This window comes from Pseudomonas sp. URIL14HWK12:I6, assembly GCF_000514195.1.
In the GTDB taxonomy this organism is placed as follows: Bacteria; Pseudomonadota; Gammaproteobacteria; order Pseudomonadales; family Pseudomonadaceae; genus Aquipseudomonas; species Aquipseudomonas putida_A.
The window spans coordinates 74,290-94,791 of sequence record NZ_KI911359.1 but is presented as its reverse complement, the minus strand read 5'-3'; the positions used below and the strand labels follow the sequence as shown (position 1 = coordinate 94,791).

The 20,502-nt window shown below is 60.9% G+C and carries 18 protein-coding genes; 8 read left to right on the top strand and 10 right to left on the bottom strand.

Annotation, left to right across the window (positions count from 1 at the left end):
- Positions 1 to 83 precede the first annotated feature (83 nt).
- Positions 84 to 533 (top strand): hypothetical protein, encoded by a 450-nt coding sequence (locus H043_RS0127020; RefSeq protein WP_027614408.1) that lies wholly within the window; start codon positions 84 to 86, stop codon positions 531 to 533.
- 365 nt (positions 534 to 898) lie between these two features.
- On the opposite strand, the gene emhR is transcribed toward H043_RS0127020, so the two are convergent.
- Positions 899 to 1,531, bottom strand: coding sequence for an efflux system transcriptional repressor EmhR (gene emhR, locus H043_RS0127015; RefSeq protein WP_027614407.1), 633 nt, complete (start codon positions 1,529 to 1,531; stop codon positions 899 to 901).
- A 267-nt stretch (positions 1,532 to 1,798) separates the two neighbouring features.
- Here emhR and emhA point away from each other — a divergent pair, with 267 nt between their 5' ends.
- The 7 genes from emhA to H043_RS0126980 all read left to right on the top strand — a co-directional run bounded on the left by emhA (position 1,799) and on the right by H043_RS0126980 (position 11,838).
- Positions 1,799 to 2,953: an efflux RND transporter periplasmic adaptor subunit EmhA gene (emhA, locus tag H043_RS0127010; RefSeq protein WP_027614406.1), complete on the top strand. Its 1,155-nt coding sequence runs from the start codon at positions 1,799 to 1,801 to the stop codon at positions 2,951 to 2,953.
- A 3-nt stretch (positions 2,954 to 2,956) separates the two neighbouring features.
- A complete protein-coding gene (gene emhB / locus H043_RS0127005; RefSeq protein WP_027614405.1) occupies positions 2,957 to 6,106 on the top strand; it encodes an efflux RND transporter permease subunit EmhB in 3,150 nt (1,049 codons plus the stop codon).
- Positions 6,103 to 7,563, top strand: coding sequence for an efflux RND transporter outer membrane subunit EmhC (emhC, locus tag H043_RS0127000; protein WP_027614404.1), 1,461 nt, complete (start codon positions 6,103 to 6,105; stop codon positions 7,561 to 7,563). Before emhB ends, emhC begins: the two co-directional genes overlap by 4 nt.
- A gap of 413 nt (positions 7,564 to 7,976) precedes the next feature.
- On the top strand, positions 7,977 to 9,236 hold the full coding sequence (locus H043_RS0126995; protein ID WP_027614403.1) for an OprD family porin: 1,260 nt from the start codon (positions 7,977 to 7,979) through the stop codon (positions 9,234 to 9,236).
- Between the two features lie 188 nt (positions 9,237 to 9,424).
- The gene (locus H043_RS0126990) at positions 9,425 to 10,615 is read left to right on the top strand and encodes an FAD/NAD(P)-binding oxidoreductase (protein ID WP_027614402.1); all 1,191 of its coding nucleotides are present in this window, start codon (positions 9,425 to 9,427) and stop codon (positions 10,613 to 10,615) included.
- A 26-nt stretch (positions 10,616 to 10,641) separates the two neighbouring features.
- Positions 10,642 to 10,998, top strand: a complete 357-nt coding sequence (locus H043_RS0126985; protein WP_027614401.1) for a DUF1641 domain-containing protein — start codon at positions 10,642 to 10,644, stop codon at positions 10,996 to 10,998.
- Between the two features lie 21 nt (positions 10,999 to 11,019).
- The gene (locus H043_RS0126980; RefSeq protein WP_027614400.1) at positions 11,020 to 11,838 is read left to right on the top strand and encodes a methyltransferase domain-containing protein; all 819 of its coding nucleotides are present in this window, start codon (positions 11,020 to 11,022) and stop codon (positions 11,836 to 11,838) included.
- Between the two features lie 236 nt (positions 11,839 to 12,074).
- On the opposite strand, the gene pcaC is transcribed toward H043_RS0126980, so the two are convergent.
- From pcaC to H043_RS0126935, 9 genes are all read right to left on the bottom strand, one after another.
- Positions 12,075 to 12,467 (bottom strand): 4-carboxymuconolactone decarboxylase, encoded by a 393-nt coding sequence (pcaC, locus tag H043_RS0126975; protein WP_027614399.1) that lies wholly within the window; start codon positions 12,465 to 12,467, stop codon positions 12,075 to 12,077.
- A 10-nt stretch (positions 12,468 to 12,477) separates the two neighbouring features.
- Positions 12,478 to 13,269, bottom strand: a complete 792-nt coding sequence (gene pcaD, locus H043_RS0126970; protein WP_027614398.1) for a 3-oxoadipate enol-lactonase — start codon at positions 13,267 to 13,269, stop codon at positions 12,478 to 12,480.
- Positions 13,270 to 13,281: 12 nt separating this feature from the next.
- On the bottom strand, positions 13,282 to 14,646 hold the full coding sequence (locus tag H043_RS0126965; RefSeq protein ID WP_027614397.1) for a 3-carboxy-cis,cis-muconate cycloisomerase: 1,365 nt from the start codon (positions 14,644 to 14,646) through the stop codon (positions 13,282 to 13,284).
- Between the two features lie 46 nt (positions 14,647 to 14,692).
- Entirely contained in the window at positions 14,693 to 15,988 is a 1,296-nt protein-coding gene (locus tag H043_RS0126960) for an MFS family transporter (RefSeq protein WP_027614396.1), read from the bottom strand.
- A gap of 196 nt (positions 15,989 to 16,184) precedes the next feature.
- A complete protein-coding gene (pcaG, locus tag H043_RS0126955; protein WP_027614395.1) occupies positions 16,185 to 16,751 on the bottom strand; it encodes a protocatechuate 3,4-dioxygenase subunit alpha in 567 nt (188 codons plus the stop codon).
- Between the two features lies 1 nt (position 16,752).
- Positions 16,753 to 17,457 (bottom strand): protocatechuate 3,4-dioxygenase subunit beta, encoded by a 705-nt coding sequence (gene pcaH, locus H043_RS0126950; RefSeq protein WP_027614394.1) that lies wholly within the window; start codon positions 17,455 to 17,457, stop codon positions 16,753 to 16,755.
- Between the two features lie 37 nt (positions 17,458 to 17,494).
- Complete coding sequence (pcaF, locus tag H043_RS0126945) at positions 17,495 to 18,700, bottom strand: 3-oxoadipyl-CoA thiolase (RefSeq protein ID WP_177325677.1); 1,206 nt, start codon at positions 18,698 to 18,700, stop codon at positions 17,495 to 17,497.
- Complete coding sequence (locus H043_RS0126940) at positions 18,697 to 19,476, bottom strand: CoA-transferase subunit beta (RefSeq protein WP_027614392.1); 780 nt, start codon at positions 19,474 to 19,476, stop codon at positions 18,697 to 18,699. The genes pcaF and H043_RS0126940 overlap by 4 nt, the downstream gene beginning before the upstream one ends.
- Positions 19,476 to 20,333, bottom strand: coding sequence for a CoA transferase subunit A (locus H043_RS0126935; RefSeq protein ID WP_003222404.1), 858 nt, complete (start codon positions 20,331 to 20,333; stop codon positions 19,476 to 19,478). The genes H043_RS0126940 and H043_RS0126935 overlap by 1 nt, the downstream gene beginning before the upstream one ends.
- Between the last annotated feature and the right edge of the window lie 169 nt (positions 20,334 to 20,502).

Below are 20,502 nucleotides of genomic sequence, written 5' to 3'. Positions count from 1 at the left end.
CATCAGAACAATATAAACCTAAGCTCCGCCCAGCAACTCATCAATTACAACCCACCAACTTAATCAAGCAAGGTTATATAAAAATGAATGATATAGATCCAAACAAACTTACATTCCTTCTGCAAATCACCAATGCCACGGACTCTACTTTCTGGCTTGAGGATTCCTCTCCAAAGCACCCACCCCTGACGCGTATCGACAAGATCCTCCCCTACCAGACCGTCTTCATGATGTTTGAAGGAGATCCTCATCTGAAGCAGGACATCGTTATTGATTACGATATCAAAAAGGAGGTATTCAGCACTTACGTCTGCTACACCAACTACAAACAGAAAGTACAATTCGACACTACGCTCAGTTATTGCTACCGACAAATGGCGGGGCACCGGCCTCCAAAGGTCGAACTCTTCTGGGATACCAATGCTTTCTCTATTGGCGCCGAACCTATCACCTGCGGCGCGGCATTGGAAAATGAAAACCCGGTTTACCCTTACAGCTATAAGATGATCGCATTCATGACGCCATCGGCCTGATAGAGAGTTTACTGCTCATGCAGTAACGGTACGGACAATGCTGACATTATAAAGGCGCGAGCAAACTCAAGGCCGTGGCTCAAGACCATCGGAAGTAACGCAGCCTGGTGGTGAGGATCGGGCAAAGGGAACTCAGAAACGAAACGGATCGGTTGGTGCGTATCGGCTGCTCGGCGCCCTTTTAGCCCGAGTCGTTAACATTCATTCACACAGTCGACACAAAACCCCTACAAAATACGTAGCTCGCTACCTATCAACCTGGCCAACGTACGTATATAAAAGCACCCATTACAAAAAGACTTGAAGCAGGGACATTTCCCCCGCTTCAAGTCTTGACACGGATAGATTCAATTACGCATTTTGTTTCATTTGCGCAGGCTGGGGCTCAGGCGCAGCATATCCAGTCCTGTATCGACCCAGCGCTCGGCTTCGGCATGCAATTGAAAGCTGTCCGGCGCCAACAGCCATCCATACAGGAGGCCATCGATATACGCATGAATGCTGATGGCCGCCCGGGCAGTGTCGAGATCTTCCGGCAACTGGCCGCGATTGACCGCATTACGCAGGGTCAGACCGATGCGCAGGTTGCAATCGAGACTGGCCGTGCGGCGCTGCTGGCGCAGATCGCACATTTCATCGGTGAATTCGCACTTATGAAACAGAATCTCGTTGATGCGACGGGTCTTCGGATCCAGGGCTACCTGATGAAACAGATGGATCAACAGCTTGCGCATGCACCCCAACGGGTCGAGTTCGTCCTCGCTCTCGCTGGCCTTGGCCAATTCATCCAGCGGTTCATGCAGGCTGTCGAGCATCGCCTGCACCAGATCGGCCTTGTTGCTGAAATGCCAATAGATGGCACCGCGCGTCACGCCGGCCATCGTCGCGATATCCGCCAGGGTCGTGCGGGCCACACCCCTTTCATAAAACGCTTTCTCGGCCGCTTCGAGAATCTGGCTGCGCGTTTCCTGAGCTTCCTCTTTGGTACGACGGACCATGGCAGTAAAACCTCAAACAGGATGTTTCAGGGATGGCTGAATATCCGCTGAATAAAGAGGGGGCTGATCTCTCACGAATCGGCTCCCCGGCCTACAATTTCAAACCTTGCGACGCATTTTGTAACAGGGTGGGTACGACGCCAAGCTATTTACAAACAGCCATGAACGTAAGTATATTCCTTAGCAAGCTACTTATCCACTCGACCCGATTTTTTTACCCTTTCACACTTCTTGTGCGCAATGCGCGCGCCTGACCCGAGGATCTTCATGCAATTCAAGCCAGCTGTTACCGCTCTGGTCACTGCCGTCGCCCTGGCATCGCTGCTCAGCGGATGTAAAAAGGAAGAAGCGGCCCCAGCCGCTCCGCCTCCTCAGGTCGGCGTCGTCACCCTGCAACCACAAGCGTTCACCCTCACGTCGGAACTGCCGGGGCGCACCAGTGCGTACCGCATCGCTGAAGTTCGACCACAGGTCAACGGCATCATTCTCAAACGTCTGTTCAAGGAAGGCGGCGACGTCAAAGCCGGCCAGCAGCTGTATCAGATCGATCCGGCAGTCTATGAAGCGACCCTGAAAAGCGCCGAAGCCAACCTGCGTTCGACCAAGTCGATCTCCGACCGCTACAAGCAACTGGTCGACGAGCAGGCCGTGAGCCGCCAGGAATACGACACCGCCGTCGCCAATCGCATGGAATCGGAAGCGTCGTTGCAGAGTGCGCAGATCAACGTGAAATACACCAAGGTCTACGCGCCGATCTCCGGCCGTATCGGCCGTTCTTCGGTGACCGAAGGCGCACTGGTCAGCAATGGTCAGGCCGACGCGATGGCGACGATCCAGCAACTGGACCCGATCTACGTCGACGTTACCCAGTCCTCGGTTGAGCTGCTGGAACTGCGCCGCGAGCTGGAAAGCGGTCGCCTGCAGAAGGCCGGCGACAACTCGGCAGCGGTCAAGTTGACCCTTGAGGACGGCAGCCAATACAAGCTCGACGGTAAGCTGGAATTCTCCGAAGTATCGGTTGATCCGACTACCGGTTCCGTGACCCTGCGCGCCGTGTTCCCGAACCCGGATCACACCCTGTTGCCAGGCATGTTCGTCCGCGCCCAGTTGCAGGCCGGGGTCAACGCCGCGGCCATTCTGGCTCCGCAACAAGGCGTGACCCGTGATCTCAAGGGCACTCCGACCGCACTGGTCGTCGGCCCGGACAACAAGGTTGAACTGCGTCAGCTCAAGGCCAGCCGTACCGTTGGCAGCCAGTGGCTGATCGAAGATGGCCTGAAAGCCGGCGATCGTCTGATCACCGAAGGCCTGCAATACGTTCGCCCAGGTGCTCAGGTCAACCCGACCGAAGCGACCAACGTAGCCAAGAACCCGGCCCCCGCTCAAGCAGCTGACAAAGCCGCTGGCGGCAAAGGGGAGTAACTCATGTCGAAATTTTTTATCGACCGTCCGATTTTCGCCTGGGTAATTGCCCTGGTGATCATGTTGGTCGGGGCACTATCGATCCTGAAATTGCCAATCAACCAGTACCCGAGCATTGCACCGCCGGCCATCGCGATCTCCGTGACCTACCCGGGCGCTTCGGCGCAAACCGTGCAGGACACTGTGGTCCAGGTGATCGAGCAGCAGCTCAACGGTATCGACAACCTGCGTTATGTGTCCTCGGAAAGTAACTCCGACGGCAGCATGACCATCACCGCGACCTTCGAGCAAGGCACCAACTCCGACACCGCGCAGGTTCAGGTCCAGAACAAGCTGAACCTGGCCACCCCGCTGCTGCCACAGGAAGTGCAGCAACAGGGTATCCGCGTGACCAAGGCAGTGAAGAACTTCCTGCTGGTGATCGGCGTGGTGTCGCGTGACGGCAGCATGACCAAGGACGACCTGTCCAACTACATCGTGTCGAACATGCAGGACCCGATCTCGCGGACCGCCGGTGTCGGTGACTTCCAGGTCTTCGGTGCCCAGTACGCGATGCGCATCTGGCTAGATCCGGCCAAGCTGAACAAGTACAACCTGACGCCGTCGGATGTCAGCGCCGCGATTTCGGCGCAGAACGTCCAGGTGTCTTCCGGTCAGCTCGGCGGCTTGCCGGCGCTGCCTGGCCAGCAACTGAACGCCACGATCATCGGCAAGACCCGTCTGCAGACTGCCGAGCAGTTCAAGGCGATCCTGCTTAAGGTCAATCAGGACGGCTCCCAGGTCCGTGTCGGCGACGTGGCCGACGTCGGTCTGGGCGGTGAAAACTCGAGTATTTCCGCCCAGTTCAACGGTAGCCCGGCGTCCGGTCTGGCGGTAAAACTGGCCAACGGTGCCAACGCCCTCGACACGGCCAAAGCGCTGCGCAAGACGATTGACGACCTCAAGCCGTTCTTCCCGCAAGGCATGGAAGTGGTGTTCCCGTATGACACCACTCCGGTCGTGACCGAGTCGATCAAGGGTGTGGTTGAAACCCTGGTCGAAGCGATCGTGCTGGTGTTCCTGGTGATGTTCCTGTTCCTGCAGAACTTCCGCGCCACCGTCATCACCACGATGACCGTGCCGGTGGTATTGCTCGGTACGTTCGGCATCCTCGCCGCCGCCGGTTTCAGCATCAACACCCTGACCATGTTCGGTATGGTGCTGGCCATCGGCTTGCTGGTGGACGACGCCATCGTCGTGGTGGAAAACGTCGAGCGGGTGATGGCCGAAGAAGGCCTGTCACCGAAGGAAGCGACCAAGAAGTCGATGGGTCAGATCCAGGGTGCCCTGGTCGGTATCGCCCTGGTGCTGTCGGCGGTACTGCTGCCGATGGCGTTCTTCAGCGGTTCCACCGGTGTGATCTACAAGCAGTTCTCGATCACCATCGTCTCGGCCATGGCCCTGTCGGTAATGGTTGCACTGATCTTCACCCCGGCGCTCTGCGCAACCATGCTCAAGCCGATTGCCAAGGGTGACCACGGCACGCCGAAAAAAGGTTTCTTCGGCTGGTTCAACCGCAATTTCGATCGCGGTGTCAGGAGTTACGAGCGCGGTGTCGGCAACATGTTGTCGCGCAAAGCCCCGTATCTGCTGGCGTACCTGCTGATCGTCGTCGGCATGATCTGGCTGTTCACCCGCATTCCAACCGCGTTCCTGCCGGAAGAAGACCAGGGCGTACTGTTCGCCCAGGTGCAAACCCCGGCCGGTTCCAGTGCGGAACGTACTCAAGTCGTGATCGACGAGATGCGTACCTACCTGCTGGATAAAGAGGCGGGTGCGGTGTCCTCGGTGTTTACCGTGAACGGCTTCAACTTCGCCGGTCGTGGTCAGAGTTCGGGTCTGGCGTTCATCATGCTCAAGCCGTGGCACGAGCGAGATTCGGGCAACAGCGTGTTTGCCCTGGCACAGCGTGCGCAGCAACACTTCTTCAGTTTCCGCGATGCGATGGTGTTTGCGTTCGCCCCGCCTGCGGTACTGGAATTGGGTAACGCCACCGGTTTCGACGTGTTCCTGCAGGACCGCGCCGGTATCGGTCACGAAAAACTGATGGAAGCCCGCAACCAGTTCCTCGGCATGGCCGCGCAGAGCAAGGTGCTCTACCAGGTACGTCCGAACGGTCTGAACGACGAGCCGCAATACCATCTGGAAATCGACGATGAGAAAGCCCAGGCCCTGGGTCTGAGCCTCTCCGACATCAACAGCACCCTGTCGATCTCCTTCGGTAGTAGCTACGTCAACGACTTCATCGACCGTGGTCGGGTGAAGAAGGTGTATGTGCAAGGTCAGGCCGGTGCGCGCATGAGCCCTGAAGACCTGAAGAAGTGGTACGTGCGCAACAGCGCCGGGACCATGGTGCCGTTCTCCGCGTTCGCCAAGGGCGAGTGGATCTACGGTTCGCCGAAACTGGCCCGTTACAACGGCGTCGAAGCGATGGAAGTGCTCGGTTCTCCGGCGCCGGGTTACTCCACCGGTGAAGCGATGGCCGAAGTCGAAGCGATTGCCAAGAAACTGCCGGCCGGTGTCGGTATCTCCTGGACCGGTCTGTCCTACGAGGAACGTCTGTCGGGCTCGCAAGCGCCAGCGCTGTACGCCCTGTCGCTGCTGATGGTGTTCCTGTGTCTGGCGGCGCTGTATGAAAGCTGGTCGATTCCGATCGCGGTCATGCTCGTGGTACCGCTGGGGATCATCGGTGCGCTGATGGCCACCAGCCTGCGCGGGCTGTCCAACGACGTGTACTTCCAGGTGGGCCTGTTGACGACCATCGGTCTTGCGGCTAAAAACGCCATTCTGATCGTCGAGTTCGCCAAAGAGCTGCATGAACAAGGGCGCAGTCTGCGCGATGCGGCGATCGAAGCGTGCCGCATGCGTCTGCGACCGATCATCATGACCTCGCTGGCGTTCGTCCTCGGTGTAGTACCGTTGGCGATCTCCACCGGTGCCGGCTCGGGTAGCCAGCACGCGATCGGTACTGGCGTGATTGGCGGTATGCTCACGGCCACGATCCTGGCGATCTTCTGGGTCCCACTGTTCTTCGTCACGGTTTCGTCCATCGGCCAGCGTAAAATCGCCGACCCGGACGAGACGACTGAAACTCCTAAAGAGGCTGGCCAATGAGCAAGTCGCTACTCTCCATCGCAGTCGCCGCCTTCGTGCTGAGCGGTTGCTCGCTGATCCCCGATTATCAGCAGCCTGAAGCACCGGTCGCGGGCCAGTACCCGCAGGGCCCGGCGTACTCGCCGGCCCAGGCTCCGGCGCAAGCCGCTGCCGAGCAGGGCTGGAAGCAGTTTTTCCATGACCCGGCCCTGCAACAGCTGATCCAGGTGTCGCTGGAAAACAACCGCGACCTGCGTGTCGCGGCGCTGAACATCGACGCCTATGCGGCTCAATACCGCATCCAGCGTGCTGACCTGTTCCCGGCGGTATCGGCCAATGCCAGCGGCAGCCGTCAGCGGGTTCCGGCCCGCGCTTCGCAGACCGGTGAAGCGAACATCAGCAGTTCCTACACCGCGACCGTCGGCATCAGCGCCTACGAACTCGACCTGTTCGGTCGGGTGCGCAGCCTGAGCGAACAAGCGCTGCAACAATACTTCGCCACCGAAGAAGCGCGCCGCAGCACGCAGATCAGTCTGGTGGCCAGTGTCGCCAACGCTTACATGACCTGGCAGGCCGACAAGGAGCTGCTCAAGCTGACGCAAGACACCCTCGGTGCCTTTGAAGAAAGCTACAAGCTGACCAGCCGCAGCAACGAAGTCGGTGTGGCCTCGGCGCTGGACCTGGCGCAGTCGCGCACCTCGGTGGAAAACGCCCGGGCGCAATTGGCCAAGTACACCCGTCAGGTGGCTCAGGATGAAAACAGCCTGACCCTGCTGCTCGGCACCGGCATCCCGGCCAATCTGCAAGCGGCCAAACCGCTGTCGGATGACCTGCTCAGCGATGTACCGGCCGGTCTGCCTTCGGACCTGCTGCAGCGTCGTCCGGACATCCTGCAAGCCGAGTACAACCTGAAAGCGGCCAACGCCAACATCGGCGCCGCCCGTGCAGCGTTCTTCCCGAGCATCAGCCTGACCGCCAACGCGGGCAGCCTGAGTCCGGACCTGTCCGGTCTGTTCAAGGGCGGCTCGGGTACCTGGCTGTTCCAGCCGCAGATCAACCTGCCGATCTTCAACGCCGGCAGCCTGCGTGCCAGCCTCGACTATGCCAAGATCCAGAAGGACATTGGCGTGGCGAACTACGAGAAGTCGATTCAAACCGCCTTCCAGGAAGTCGCCGACGGCCTGGCTGCCCGCCAGACCTACACCGAGCAGTTGCAGGCGCAGCGTGACTTCGTCGCGGCCAACCAGGATTACTACCGCCTGGCCGAGCGTCGTTACCGCATCGGTGTCGACAGCAACCTGACCTTCCTCGACGCCCAGCGTCAGTTGTTCAGTGCGCAACAGGCACTGATCACCGACCGCCTCGCGCAGCTGACCAGTGCGGTCAACCTGTACAAGGCCCTGGGTGGTGGCTGGAATGCGCAGACCGCGCAGAACGAACCGCTGAAAGAAGAAGCACCGAAGATGAAGCTGTTCTGATCATCCGGTGAACACAAGGAGCCCGCCATTTGGCGGGCTTTTTGTTGCCTGTCAGAAAAGTGTGTGGTTTGGGCTGGCCCCTTCGCGAGCAGGCTCGCTCCCACAGGGGATCGCATTCCAAATGTGGGAGCGAGCCTGCTCGCGAAGAGGCCCTGACAGACACTATAAAATCCAGCTGTATCTTGCGTTCGATAATCGCCCAAAACCCGCTTTCCCCGATTGAATCCCGCCCATCGCCCCCCGCACCATTCGCTCCACAAAACCAATAACAACAGGTTCGACTCCATGCTCCCGCGCCCTGTCCCGTCCGGCTGATCGCCGCCGCTTCATCCCTGATTCTGCAAGCTCGTGCCCGCCCCGAAAATGGCGGCAACGGCTCCGTTCGACCTAAAAAAATAACAAGAGACCCTGCGATGACTCATCCAACTGCGCCGTACGCACTCCCCGGCCTGATCGCCCTGGCCCTGACCGGCGTCGCCCTCCCCGCCGCAGCCGAAGAAGCCGGTTTCGTCGAAGGTGCCAAGGTCAACCTCAACCTGCGCAACTTCTACATCAACCGCAACTTCACCAACCCGACCAAGGCTCAGGGCAAGGCTGAAGAGTGGACGCAGAACTTCATCCTCGACGCCAAATCCGGCTTCACCCAAGGCACCGTTGGCTTCGGCATGGACGTGCTCGGCCTGTACTCGGTGAAACTTGATGGCGGCAAAGGCACCGGTGGCACGCAACTGCTGCCGCTGGATCACGACGGGCGGCCGGCGGACAACTTCGGTCGCACCAACGTCGCGTTCAAGGCCAAGCTCTCTCAGACCGAAATCAAGGTTGGCGAATGGATGCCGGTGCTGCCGATCCTGCGCTCGGATGACGGCCGTTCGCTGCCGCAAACCTTCCGTGGCGGGCAGATCACTTCGAAGGAAATCAACGGGCTGACCCTGTATGGCGGGCAGTTCCGCGCCAACAGCCCGCGCGACGACAGCAGCATGAGCGACATGTCGATGACCGGCAAAGCGGCGTTCACCTCCGATCGCTTCAACTTTCAGGGCGGCGAGTACGTTTTCAACGAAAAACGCACGCAGATCGGCCTGTGGAACGCCGAACTCAAGGACATCTACAGCCAGCAATACCTCAACCTGACTCACAGCCAGCCACTCGGCGACTGGACGCTGGGCGCCAACCTCGGCTTCTTCTACGGCAAGGACGACGGCAGCGCCCGCGCCGGCGAACTCGACAACAAGACCTGGTCGGGGATGTTCTCGGCCCGCTACGGCGGCAACACCTTCTACGTCGGCCTGCAAAAACTCACCGGCGACAGCGCCTGGATGCGGGTCAACGGCACCAGCGGCGGCACCCTGGCCAACGACAGTTACAACGCAAGCTACGACAACGCTCAGGAACGCTCCTGGCAGGTGCGCCACGACTACAACTTCGCCGCCCTGGGCATCCCCGGCCTGACCCTGATGAACCGCTACATCAGCGGCGACAACGTACACACCGGAACCATCACCGACGGCAAGGAATGGGGCCGCGAATCGGAACTGGGCTACACCGTACAGAGCGGCACCCTGCGCGACCTCAACGTGCGCTGGCGCAACTCGACCATGCGCCGCGACTTCAGCAACAACGAGTTCGACGAAAACCGTCTGATCATCAGCTATCCGATCAGCCTGCTCTGAACCCGCACGCCGGCGCTGCACAAGCGGCGCCGGCATCAACCACTGGTCAGCCCGGACTGGCGATTTGTCGAGGCGCAGATACAGTCAACAGAGTGTGTAAATTCTCCAGCCTGCTGTAGGAGCCCTTAGTTTTCTTCCGTTATCTCCGGATGCTGTACGCGAAGCTGCCTTGGCCACGGAGGTCAGGTATGAGCAAGCGAATAGTTATCGTCGGTGGCGGTGTAGGTGGAACCATGCTGGCCAATCAACTGGTCGGCAAGCTGTATCCCGAAGTTCTACGCGGCGACGTCTCGATCACATTACTGTCCAGTTCCCCCGATCATTACTACAAACCTGCGTTCATGTACGTGGCGTTCAGTCAGTTCTTCGAAGAGGAACTCAAACGTCCGGAACGCTCATTGTTGCGCCCGGAAATCAGTTTCCACGTTGAAGAAGTCACCCGTTTCGACTTTCCCGGGCAGCAATTGCGCACCCGTACCGGCAAGCGCTTCGACTATGATTTTCTGGTGATCGCCACCGGCTGCGTGCCGGCGCCGGAACGCATCGAGGGTCTGCAAGAAGCCGGCGACCACTTCTATCAATACCTTCCTGCCCGGCAGCTGGCGCAACGCCTGAACAGCATCGAAAAAGGCCGGATTTTCATTACCGTGTCCTTCCCGCAGACACCGAACGTCCCGCACCAATGCGGAATCGCACCCGTGGAAACGACATTGATGCTGGATGATTTGTTGCGTCGTCGAGGTGTTCGCGAGCAGGTGGAAATCATCTACACCTACCCGACGGTTGCCCAGCTATTGCGCAATTGTCTGTTCTTGCAGCGCCCCACGGGTGAAATTCTGCCGAGCATTTTTGCCCGGAAAAACATTCAATTTCAGCGCGGCTTCACCCTGAGCCATGTGGATCCTGATGCAAAAATCGCCTACTCAGCCGAGGGCGATGCGCAACCCTTCGACATTCTGATGGCTACTCCACCCATCCAGGCCGTCGAGGTGGTGCGTGGGTGCGGCATCTCACACGCCGCCAATGATGAAGGATGGCTGCCGACCAATCACGAAACGCTGCAGGTCTACGGTCTGGAGAATGTCTACGTGATCGGCGACACCGTCGACCTGCCGGTCAGCAAGGCCGGCGGCGCCTGTCATAACCAGGCGCCGGTGATCGCCAACAACATCACCGCCCAGATCCGTCTTGGCGCACCCAACTCGGTATACGACGGGCGGGTACAGGCGGTAGCCCAAATGGGCCTGAATGCCGGGATGCCACTCTGGTACGACTACGCCCACGATGTATTGCCAACACCCCCGACCAAATTGGGCGGTCTGCTCAGAAACGGTTTCAATCGCGGTCTTTACTGGGCGGTGGCCCGGGGAATGCTATGACCCTGCACAGGGAGGAGTGATTGCTCATGAACATGCCCGAGGAAATGTCAGCCACGCCCGGGTTCACTGCGCTGATGGCAAAACTGCAGCCGTTAATCGATGGCGGACGCCTGGAGAATATTGTCGACCTGCTTTCCCTGGTTTCCGATATCGCCGATCTGCTCGACGCGGCCATGGTGGAAAAACTCGCGCAATTGTTCGAGAGCAGCACAGCCGCCACCTGGACAGTCAGTAATGCAGTGCGCGTAGCCAAAGCCGAAGTATCGGCACAGTCAGCGGCGCCGGGCACTCTGGCATTGCTCAAACTGCTGAATGAAGAGGACACACGCAAAGGCGTGGCCGTTGTCCTGAAAACCCTCAACGTCATTGGACGACAACTGTAATCCGCCAGAGAGGACCTCCTCATGAGCGCCAAACTCGAAACGGCAGGGAACGCCTGCACCCACTGGGACGCCAAGGCGTACCAGCAGTTTTCCCGTCTCAGGCAACGCCCGGTCAACGAATTGCTCGACCGTATCGATCTGCACGACCCCAGACGAATTTATGACCTGGGCTGCGGCACCGGCATCGCCACTCAACGGCTGGCCGAGCGCTGGCCGCGTGCGCAGTTGCTGGGTGTCGACAGCTCGCGGCAGATGCTTGATCAGGCCCGGTGCCTGCCGATCAACGCCCAATGGCAAGAGTGCGACCTGCTCGACTGGCAACCTGAACAACCGGCCGATCTGCTGCTCGCGGCGGCGGTGCTGCATTTCATTGGCGATCATCAACACCTGCTGCCGCGCCTGCTGGGGTATCTGCGCCCGGGCGGCTGTCTGGCGGTGCACATGCCGGACTGGCGCGATGCCTTGTGGTATCGATTGATGCTCGACACCCTCGACGACGCGGGACCGGGACACACCCCCATCGGCACACCGCAACTGCGCCAGTGCATGGCTGCGCGGTCATTGTTGACACTGGAGGATTATTACCGCGTGCTGGCGCCGCTGACCACGTCGCTGGAGATCTGGGAAACCGAGCAATTGCAGGTGGTTGGCGGCAAATCGCCGGTGTACGACTGGGTGAAGGTCTCGGCGCTGCGGCCGGTAATGCAGACGCTGACGTCTCAGGAACAGGCGCGGTTTATCTATCACTTCCTGATGCGGGTGCATAAACATTACCCGCCGGAGAAAAACGGGCAGACTCTGTTTCCGTTCAAGCGGATTTTCATTGTCGCCAAGGTCTGAGTGTCTGTGCTGATTGATGCATCACGGGGTCTGCCGCTTTCGCGAGCAAGCCCGCTCCCACAGGGAAATGCATTCCCAATGTGGGAGCGGATTTTCATTGTCGCCAAGGTCTGAGTGGCTGTGCTGATTGATGCATCACGAGGTCTGCCGCTTTCGCGAGCAAGCCCGCTCCCACAGGGAAATGCATTCTAAATATGGGAGCGGGCTTGCTCGCGAAGGCGTCAGTTCAGGCACCATCACTCCCGGGATTCGACTCCCAGTTCATCCCACACCGACTCCGCCAGATGGAACGTCGCATTCGCCGCCGGGATCCCGCAATAAATCGCGCTCTGCATGATCACTTCCTTGATCTCGCTCCGGCTCACACCGTTGTTGGCCGCCGCACGCAGATGCAATTTCAGCTCGGCCTCGCGGTTCATCCCGATCAGCATGGCGATGGTGATCAGGCTGCGCGTGTGCCGTGGCAGGCCCGGACGGGTCCAGATGTCGCCCCAGGCGTGACGGGTGATCATCTCCTGGAATTCCGAGTTGAACTCGGTCAGCGCATTCAGGCTGCGATCGACGTGAGCATCGCCCAATACTGCACGGCGGACTTGCAGGCCTTCGTCGTAACGTTGTTTCTCGTCCACAAACTTCCCCTCACTGAGCGTTCAGAAACGCCAACACACGATCACTGAAAGCGGCACTGGCCTGCACGTTGGACAGGTGCGCAGCATAGAACTCGGCGTACTCGGCGCCGCGCACATGCTCCCGAATGAAATGCCCACCGGACGGTGGCGTTACCGCATCTTCGGTACCCGCGATCACCAGCAGCGGCAGGTTGATCGAGGCCAGTTGCTCACGGAAATCGGCATCGCGCACCGCCGCGCAATTGGCCGCATAACCTTCAGGCGACGTCGCCGCGAGCATGTCGGTGATCTTCTTCGCCGCGGCCGGATTGGCCGCGGAAAAATCCGGGGTAAACCACCGGGCAATCGACGCATCACGCAATGCGACCATCGCTGCCGGGCCATCACGCAACACGGTTTCGATGCGCGGGTTCCACACCGACGGATCACCGATCTTTGCGGCGGTGTTGCACACGATCAGTTTGTGCAGACGATGACCGGCATTGATCCCCAGCCACTGGCCGATCAACCCGCCCATCGACAGTCCGCAAAAATGCGCACGCTCGATGTGCAGCGCATCCAGCAGACTCAGCACGTCGCGGCCCAGTTGCTCGATGCTGTAAGGCCCCGGCGTCACCAACGACTGGCCGTGACCACGGGTGTCGAAACGCAGCACCCGGAAGTACTCGGTGAACGCCAGCATCTGCGCGTCCCACATGTGCAGGTCGGTGCCCAGCGAGTTGGACAGCACCAGCACCGGTGCGTCGACCGTGCCTTCAATAACGTAATGCAGTTCGCCATCGGCGAGTTGAACGAAAGCCACAGCCCTCTCCTTTCAGACAGACAATGCGTTGTGTTCGGCCACTGCGCGCTCGACCCAGGTTTGTGCCTGGCCGAGGTAATGCGCGGGGTCGAGCAGATGATCCAGTTCGGTGCTGCTCAGTTCGGCGGTCACTTGCGGCTCGTCGCCGAGCACCGCACGCAGGTGGCGCTGTTCGGCCACCGCGCGTTTGCAGCATTGTTCAAGCAAGTGATGCGCGGTGTCGCGACCAACCCGTTGCGCGAGGACGATGCTCACCGCTTCGGCCAGAACCAGCCCTTGGGTCAATTCGAGGTTGCGCGCCATGCGTTCGGCATCGACCTCCAGACCATCGGCCAGCAAGCGTGCCTGTTGCAGCGCACCGGACACCAGGCAGCAGATCTCCGGCAGGGTTTCCCATTCGGCATGCCACAGACCGAGGCTGCGTTCGTGCTCTTGCGGCATGGCGCTGAAAAGCGTCGAGACCAGCCCCGGTACCCGGGTCGCCGCACCGATCAACACCGCCGCGCCGACCGGATTGCGCTTGTGCGGCATGGTCGAGGAACCGCCCTTGCCCGGTGCCGACGGCTCGAACACTTCCGCCGCTTCGGTCTGCATCAACAGACTGACGTCGCGCCCGAGTTTGCCGAGGCTACCGGCGATCAAACCAAGCACCGCGCCGAACTCGACGATGCGATCCCGCTGGGTGTGCCACGGTTGTTCAGGCAAAGTCAGTTGCAGCTCTTCGGCCAGCGCCTGCGCGATTGGCAGCGCTTGCTCGCCGAGCGCCGCGAGGGTGCCGGAAGCACCGCCGAATTGCAGCACCAGCAGCCGCGGCTTGAGTTCGCGCAGACGCTGACGGCTGCGGGTCACCGCGCCAAGCCAACCGGCAATCTTCATCCCGAGAGTCACGGGTGTCGCGTGCTGCAGCCAGGTGCGCCCGGCCAGTGGCGTCGTCGCATGACTTTTGGCTTGGGTGGCGAGCGAATCGGCCAGCGCTGCCAGATCGCTTTCAATCAGCTCCAGCGCCTGCCGCAATTGCAGGACCAGCCCGGAATCCATCACGTCCTGACTGGTGGCGCCCAGATGCACATAACGCTCGGCCTCGGCACTGCTCGCGGCGATCTGCTTGCCCAACGCCTTGACCAGTGGAATCGCCGAGTTGCCGGCCGTGGCAATCGCCTCGCCCAGCGCCGCGAAGTCATACAGACCGGCATTGCAGGCGGCGGCAATCGGCGCCACGGCGGACGCCGGAATCACCCCGACCCGTGCCTCGGCCCGGGCCAGCGCCGCTTCGAAATCGAGCATCGCCTGCACCCGGCCCTGATCGCAGAACACCTCGCGCATGTCGCGGGCCGTGAAATAGGCATCGAACAATTGATTGCCCGGTCGCTGAGTCATAAACAGTCCTTGCCGGCGCGGGCCAATGCGGCCCGCGCACATCGGTTTACAGATCGTGGTGCAAGTACGCCGCCTGTTTCGGCAGGCGCAAGCTGAACAGGAACGCCACCGCCATCATCACCGTGACGTACCAGTAGAACGCGTTTTCCATGCCCCCGGCCTTCAGGCTCAGGGCCACATATTCCGCCGAACCGCCGAAGATCGCGTTGGCCACCGCATAGGCCAGACCGACGCCAAGGGCGCGGACTTCCGGCGGGAACATTTCGGCCTTCACCAGGCCGCTGATCGAGGTGTAGAAACTGACAATCGCCAGCGCCACGGTGATCAGCAAAAAGGCCAGAATCGGGCTGCTGATGCTTTTCAGGCTCAACAGGATCGGCACAGTGAACAGCGTGCCGAGCGCGCCGAACCAGAGCATCGAATTACGTCGGCCGATCTTGTCGGCGAGCATGCCGAACAGCGGCTGCATGCACATATACAGGAACAGCGCGCCGGTCATGATGTAGCTGGCGGTCTTGGCGTGCATGCCGGCGGTGTTCACCAGGTACTTCTGCATGTACGTAGTGAAGGTGTAGAAAATCAGCGAGCCACCGGCGGTGTAACCGAGCACGGTGATGAACGCGGCTTTGTGATCACGGAACAGCGCGCGGATGCTGCCGGCGTCCTTGTTCTCGCGCATTTCCTTGCTGGTGGTTTCTTTCAGGGAGCGACGCAGGAACAGCGAAATCACCGCCGCCACCGCACCGACCACAAACGGAATCCGCCAGCCGTAAGCACGCAGTTCATCTTCACTGAGGAACTGTTGCAGGATCACCACCAGCGACACCGCCAGCAGTTGCCCGCCAATCAGCGTCACGTACTGGAACGAGGCGAAAAAGCCGCGCTGGCCCTTGAGCGCGACTTCACTCATGTAGGTGGCGGTGGTGCCGTACTCGCCGCCCACCGACAGGCCTTGCAACAGCCGCGCGAACAGCAACAGCAGCGGAGCCCAGACGCCGATGCTGGCGTAAGTCGGCAGACAGGCGATGAGCAGGGAGCCGAAGCACATCATCAGCACCGAAATCATCATCGAGGTCTTGCGGCCCTTCTTGTCCGCCAGCCGCCCGAAAATCCAGCCGCCAATCGGGCGCATCAGAAACCCGGCAGCGAACACCCCGGCCGTGTTGACCAGTTGCACCGTGGGGTTGTCGGAGGGGAAAAATGCCGGGGCGAAATAGATCGCGCAGAAGGCGTAGACGTAGAAGTCGAACCATTCGACGAGGTTGCCGGACGAGGCACCGACAATGGCGAAGATGCGCTTGCTGCGCTCCTCGCCGGTGTAATGAGCGGTGGTAGTGGTCATTGTTTTTTACTCTGAAGGGACAGGTGAGAGTCTAGACACACTTCGCAACAGTCCCGTTCCACAGTTCCATCTGCAACACAGTTCTCCCCTGTGGGAGCGAGCCTGCTCGCGAAGAGGGAGTGCCAGACGACATTTACGTTGGCTGACCCACCGCTTTCGCGAGCAGGCTCGCTCCCACAGGGGATTGGGGCGAACTTCAGTAATCGAAGAACACCGTCTCAGCCTCAGTGCCCTGCAAAATCACATTCCACTGATACACACCCGCCGCATCCGGCTTCGCCAGCAACGTCCCGCGGCGCTCCGCCGGCACACATTCCAGCAGCGGATCATCGACGTTCGCCGGGTCGCCTTCGAAGTAGATGCGTGTCAGCAAGTGCTTGACCAGACCACGGGCAAACACCAGCACCACCAGATGCGGGGCCTGGGTCGAGCCCTTCAGGCCTTCGACCGTGCCCGGTTTGATCGTGGTGAAACGGAAGCGCCCTTCGGCGTCCACCGGCACCCGGCCAAAACCTTCGAAGTGCGGATCCAGCGGTTTGTCCTGCTCGTCTTCCGGGTGCGCGTACTTGCCGGCGGCGTTGGCCTGCCAGACTTCGAGCATCGCGTCGTTGACCACATCGCCGTTGCCGTCAACGACTTGGCCGGTGATCGCCACGCGCTCGCCGAGGGTTTGTTCGACCGCGAGGTTTTCGCGGTTCAGCCAGGTCAGGCCGATGTGGTAGTACGGCCCGACGGTGTGGGACGTGGTGGCAGTCAGCGTCATCTTATTTCTCCATCGGCGTGGCGTCGCGGCCGCGCAAGACGATGTCCCAGCGATAGCCGAGGGCGTAGGACGGAATGGTTTTTTCCAGATCGAAAGCGGCGATCAGACGTTCCTTGGCGGAGGTGTCCGGCACGCAGTTGTAGATCGGGTCGTAGGCCAGCAGCGGGTCGCCGGGGAAATACATCTGCGTCACCAGACGGGTGAGGATGCTCGGCCCGAACAGCGAGAAATGGATGTGCGCCGGGCGCCACGCGTTGTGGTGGTTACCCCACGGATAGGCGCCGGGCTTGATGGTCTGGAACTGATACCAGCCATCGGCGTCGGTCACGGTGCGGCCGGTGCCGGTGAAGTTCGGGTCCAGCGGTGCGTCGTGCAGGTCGCGCTTGTGGTTGTAGCGACCGGCGGCGTTGGCCTGCCAGATCTCCACCAGAATCCCCGGCACCGGCAAACCGTTTTCGTCGAGCACACGGCCGTGAATGATGATGCGCTCGCCCAACGGCTCGCCGTCGTGCTGCGCGGTCAGGTCGTTGTCTTTCTCGGCGACGCGTTCGGCACCGATGGTCGGGCCGGTGATCTCCGACAACGAATGCGGCAGAAACACCAACGGCTTGGACGGCGAGCGCAGGTTGGTGGATTGATACGTCGGGTGCAGGTATTCAGGCTGGGTGCCTTCCTGCGGACGACGGTAGCCAGGCTTGTCAGTCATTTCGCTTTCCTCAGTTCTTATCAGTCGACGCGCTGCGTCAGACGCGTTCGATGGCCAGGGCCAGACCCTGCCCGACGCCGACGCACATGGTCGCCAGACCTTTCTTGCCGCCGGTCTTTTCCAGCTGATGCAACGCGGTCAGCACCAGTCGCGCGCCGCTCATGCCCAACGGATGGCCCAAGGCAATCGCGCCACCGTTCGGGTTGACCTGCGGCGCATCGTCGGCCAGACCCAATTCACGCAGCACTGCCAGGCCCTGGCTGGCGAAGGCTTCGTTGAGTTCGATCACATCGAAATCGCTGACCGCCACGCCGAGACGCTCGATCAGTTTGCGTACCGCCGGCACCGGGCCGATGCCCATCACCCTAGGTGCAACACCGGCGCTGGCCATACCCAGCACTTTGGCCCGTGCTGTCAGGCCGTGTTTTTTCACCGCTTCCGCCGACGCGAGAATCAGCGCGGCGGCGCCATCGTTGACCCCGGACGCGTTGCCGGCGGTGACAGTCTTGTCCGGGCCGTTGACCGGTTTGAGTTTGGTCAGCGCTTCAAGCGTGGTGTCGGCGCGTGGATGCTCATCCTGGCTGACCACGGTTTCGCCCTTCTTGTGGGCGATCCGCACTTCGACGATTTCCTCGGCGAAGTAGCCCGCAGCCTGCGCGGCGGCCGTGCGTTGCTGACTGCGCAGGGCGAAAGCGTCCTGATCGGCACGCAACACTTTATAGTCGTCGGCGACGTTGTCGGCGGTCTGCGGCATCGCATCGACGCCGTACTGGGCTTTCATCAGCGGGTTGATAAAGCGCCAGCCGATGGTGGTGTCTTCCAGCTTCATGTTGCGCGAGAACGCTGCGTCCGCCTTGCCCATCACGAACGGCGCGCGGGACATCGACTCGACGCCGCCGGCAATCGCCAGCTCCATCTCGCCGCTGGCAATCGCACGGAAAGCAGTGCCGATCGCGTCCATGCCCGAAGCGCAGAGACGGTTGAGGGTCACGCCCGGCACGCTGTCCGGCAGCCCCGCCAGCAGCAGCGCCATGCGCGCCACGTTGCGGTTGTCTTCGCCAGCCTGGTTGGCGCAGCCGAGGAACACTTCATCGATCGCGTTCCAGTCCACCGACGGATTGCGTTCCATCAGCGCCTTGATCGGCACGGCGGCCAGATCGTCGGCGCGCACGGCGGACAGACCACCGCCGAACCGGCCGATAGGGGTACGAATCGCGTCGCAGATATACACGTCACGCATCATGCTTCTCCCGGTGCCTGGCCGTGGGCGGCGGCGGTGCGCGCTTCGAGATCGCGCAGTGCAGTCAGTTCGACCTCGGTCGGTGCAGCCGTGGTTTCAACGTTATCGGCAAAGCGGATCGCCCAGCCGGTGGCGGCGACCACTTGCTCGCGGGTCACGCCCGGGTGCAGGGCGGTGACCACGAATTCGTGGGTGCCCTGCTCCGGTTCCATGATGCACAGGTCGGTAATGATCCCGACCGGGCCAGCACCCGGCAGGCCCAGACGCTTGCGCGAATCGCCGCCCTCGCCATGACCGACCGAGGTAATGAAGTCGAGCTTGTCGACGAACGAACGCGCCGACTGCTTGAGGATGATCAACACGCTCTTCGCCGAACCGGCGATCTCCGGCGCGCCACCGGCACCCGGCAAACGCACTTTCGGCGCGTGGTAATCGCCGACCACGGTGGTGTTGATGTTGCCGAAACGGTCGACCTGCGCGGCGCCGAGAAAACCGACGTCGATGCGCCCTCCCTGCAGCCAGTAGCGAAAAATCTCACCGGTCGGGACGACGGTGTCGGCGGTTTCCGCCAATTCGCCGTCACCGATCGACAGCGGCAGCACGCTTGGCTTGGCGCCAATCGGGCCGGATTCGTAGATCAGCACCACGTCCGGCGACGAAGTCAGGCGCGCAAGGTTGGCGGCTTTCGACGGCAGGCCGATGCCGACGAAGCACACCGAGCCGTTCTTCAGGCGACGGGCCGCAGCGACGGTCATCATTTCATTGGTGGTGTAAGTCATTACTTGGCCTCCGAAGCAGCGGCCAACTTGGCCTGGAACTCGCTGAAGTCAGCGCAGCCATGGATGTATTCGTTGATCCACGCGGTAAACGTCTCACGGTCGCGGGCGATCGGATCCCACGCCTGATAGAAGCGATTGTCACGCTCGGTGTAACCGTGGGCGTAGGACGGATGCGCGCCGCCGGGTACGTGGCAAACCGCGCTCAAGGCCCAGGTCGGCAGCACGCAAGCGTTCATCGGGGCGTTGAGGTTGTCGACGATTTCCTCGACGGTGACGATGCAGCGCTTGGCCGCCAGTGCCGCTTCTTTCTGCACCCCGAGAATGCCCCACAGCAGCACGTTGCCCTGACGGTCGGCTTTCTGCGCGTGGATCACGGTGACGTCTGGACGCACCGACGGCACGGCCGCCAGCACTTCACCGGTGAACGGGCAGGTCACGGACTTGATCAGCGGGTTGACCTTCGGCAGGTCGGAACCGGCGTAGGCCCGCAGTACGGCGAACGGTAGGCCGGAAGCGCCGGCGACGTAGGCGTTGGCCAGGTCGGCGTGGCTGTGCTCTTCGATTTCCAGGGCATGCGGCCACTGCTTCTCGACCGCATCGCGCAGACGGTGCAGCGAACCCACACCCGGATTGCCGCCCCAGGAAAAGATCAGCTTGCGTGCACAACCGGCACCGATCAGTTGGTCGTAGATCAGGTCAGGCGTCATCCGCACCAGGGTCAGATCTTTCTTGCCCTGACGAATGATTTCATGACCCGCCGCCGTAGGGATCAGGTGAGTGAAGCCTTCGAGCGCGACGGTGTCGCCGTCGTTGACGAATTGCTTCACCGCGTCGTGCAGCGAAAGGATCTCAGCCATGGAGCAGGCTCCCGTTTTTGTAGTGAATCGCCAGTGATAAAAAGGCGCGAGGTTCAGCGCCGGAGTCACTGAAGATTAAGCCGCTGAAAATCGCCAAACAATCCGATAATCGACTGAGTGTTCGTTTATCGAACGGATTGTTACTCCCCTAACTATCTCCTCATTCGCG

Coding starts and splice junctions, on each gene's coding strand:
- H043_RS0127020 (WP_027614408.1), top strand. CDS start 84: ATGAATGATATAGATCCAAACAAACTTACATTCCTTCTGCAAATCACC.
- emhR (WP_027614407.1), bottom strand. CDS start 1,531: ATGGTCCGTCGTACCAAAGAGGAAGCTCAGGAAACGCGCAGCCAGATT.
- emhA (WP_027614406.1), top strand. CDS start 1,799: ATGCAATTCAAGCCAGCTGTTACCGCTCTGGTCACTGCCGTCGCCCTG.
- emhB (WP_027614405.1), top strand. CDS start 2,957: ATGTCGAAATTTTTTATCGACCGTCCGATTTTCGCCTGGGTAATTGCC.
- emhC (WP_027614404.1), top strand. CDS start 6,103: ATGAGCAAGTCGCTACTCTCCATCGCAGTCGCCGCCTTCGTGCTGAGC.
- H043_RS0126995 (WP_027614403.1), top strand. CDS start 7,977: ATGACTCATCCAACTGCGCCGTACGCACTCCCCGGCCTGATCGCCCTG.
- H043_RS0126990 (WP_027614402.1), top strand. CDS start 9,425: ATGAGCAAGCGAATAGTTATCGTCGGTGGCGGTGTAGGTGGAACCATG.
- H043_RS0126985 (WP_027614401.1), top strand. CDS start 10,642: ATGAACATGCCCGAGGAAATGTCAGCCACGCCCGGGTTCACTGCGCTG.
- H043_RS0126980 (WP_027614400.1), top strand. CDS start 11,020: ATGAGCGCCAAACTCGAAACGGCAGGGAACGCCTGCACCCACTGGGAC.
- H043_RS0126965 (WP_027614397.1), bottom strand. CDS start 14,646: ATGACTCAGCGACCGGGCAATCAATTGTTCGATGCCTATTTCACGGCC.
- H043_RS0126960 (WP_027614396.1), bottom strand. CDS start 15,988: ATGACCACTACCACCGCTCATTACACCGGCGAGGAGCGCAGCAAGCGC.
- pcaG (WP_027614395.1), bottom strand. CDS start 16,751: ATGACGCTGACTGCCACCACGTCCCACACCGTCGGGCCGTACTACCAC.
- pcaH (WP_027614394.1), bottom strand. CDS start 17,457: ATGACTGACAAGCCTGGCTACCGTCGTCCGCAGGAAGGCACCCAGCCT.
- pcaF (WP_177325677.1), bottom strand. CDS start 18,700: ATGATGCGTGACGTGTATATCTGCGACGCGATTCGTACCCCTATCGGC.
- H043_RS0126940 (WP_027614392.1), bottom strand. CDS start 19,476: ATGACTTACACCACCAATGAAATGATGACCGTCGCTGCGGCCCGTCGC.
- H043_RS0126935 (WP_003222404.1), bottom strand. CDS start 20,333: ATGGCTGAGATCCTTTCGCTGCACGACGCGGTGAAGCAATTCGTCAAC.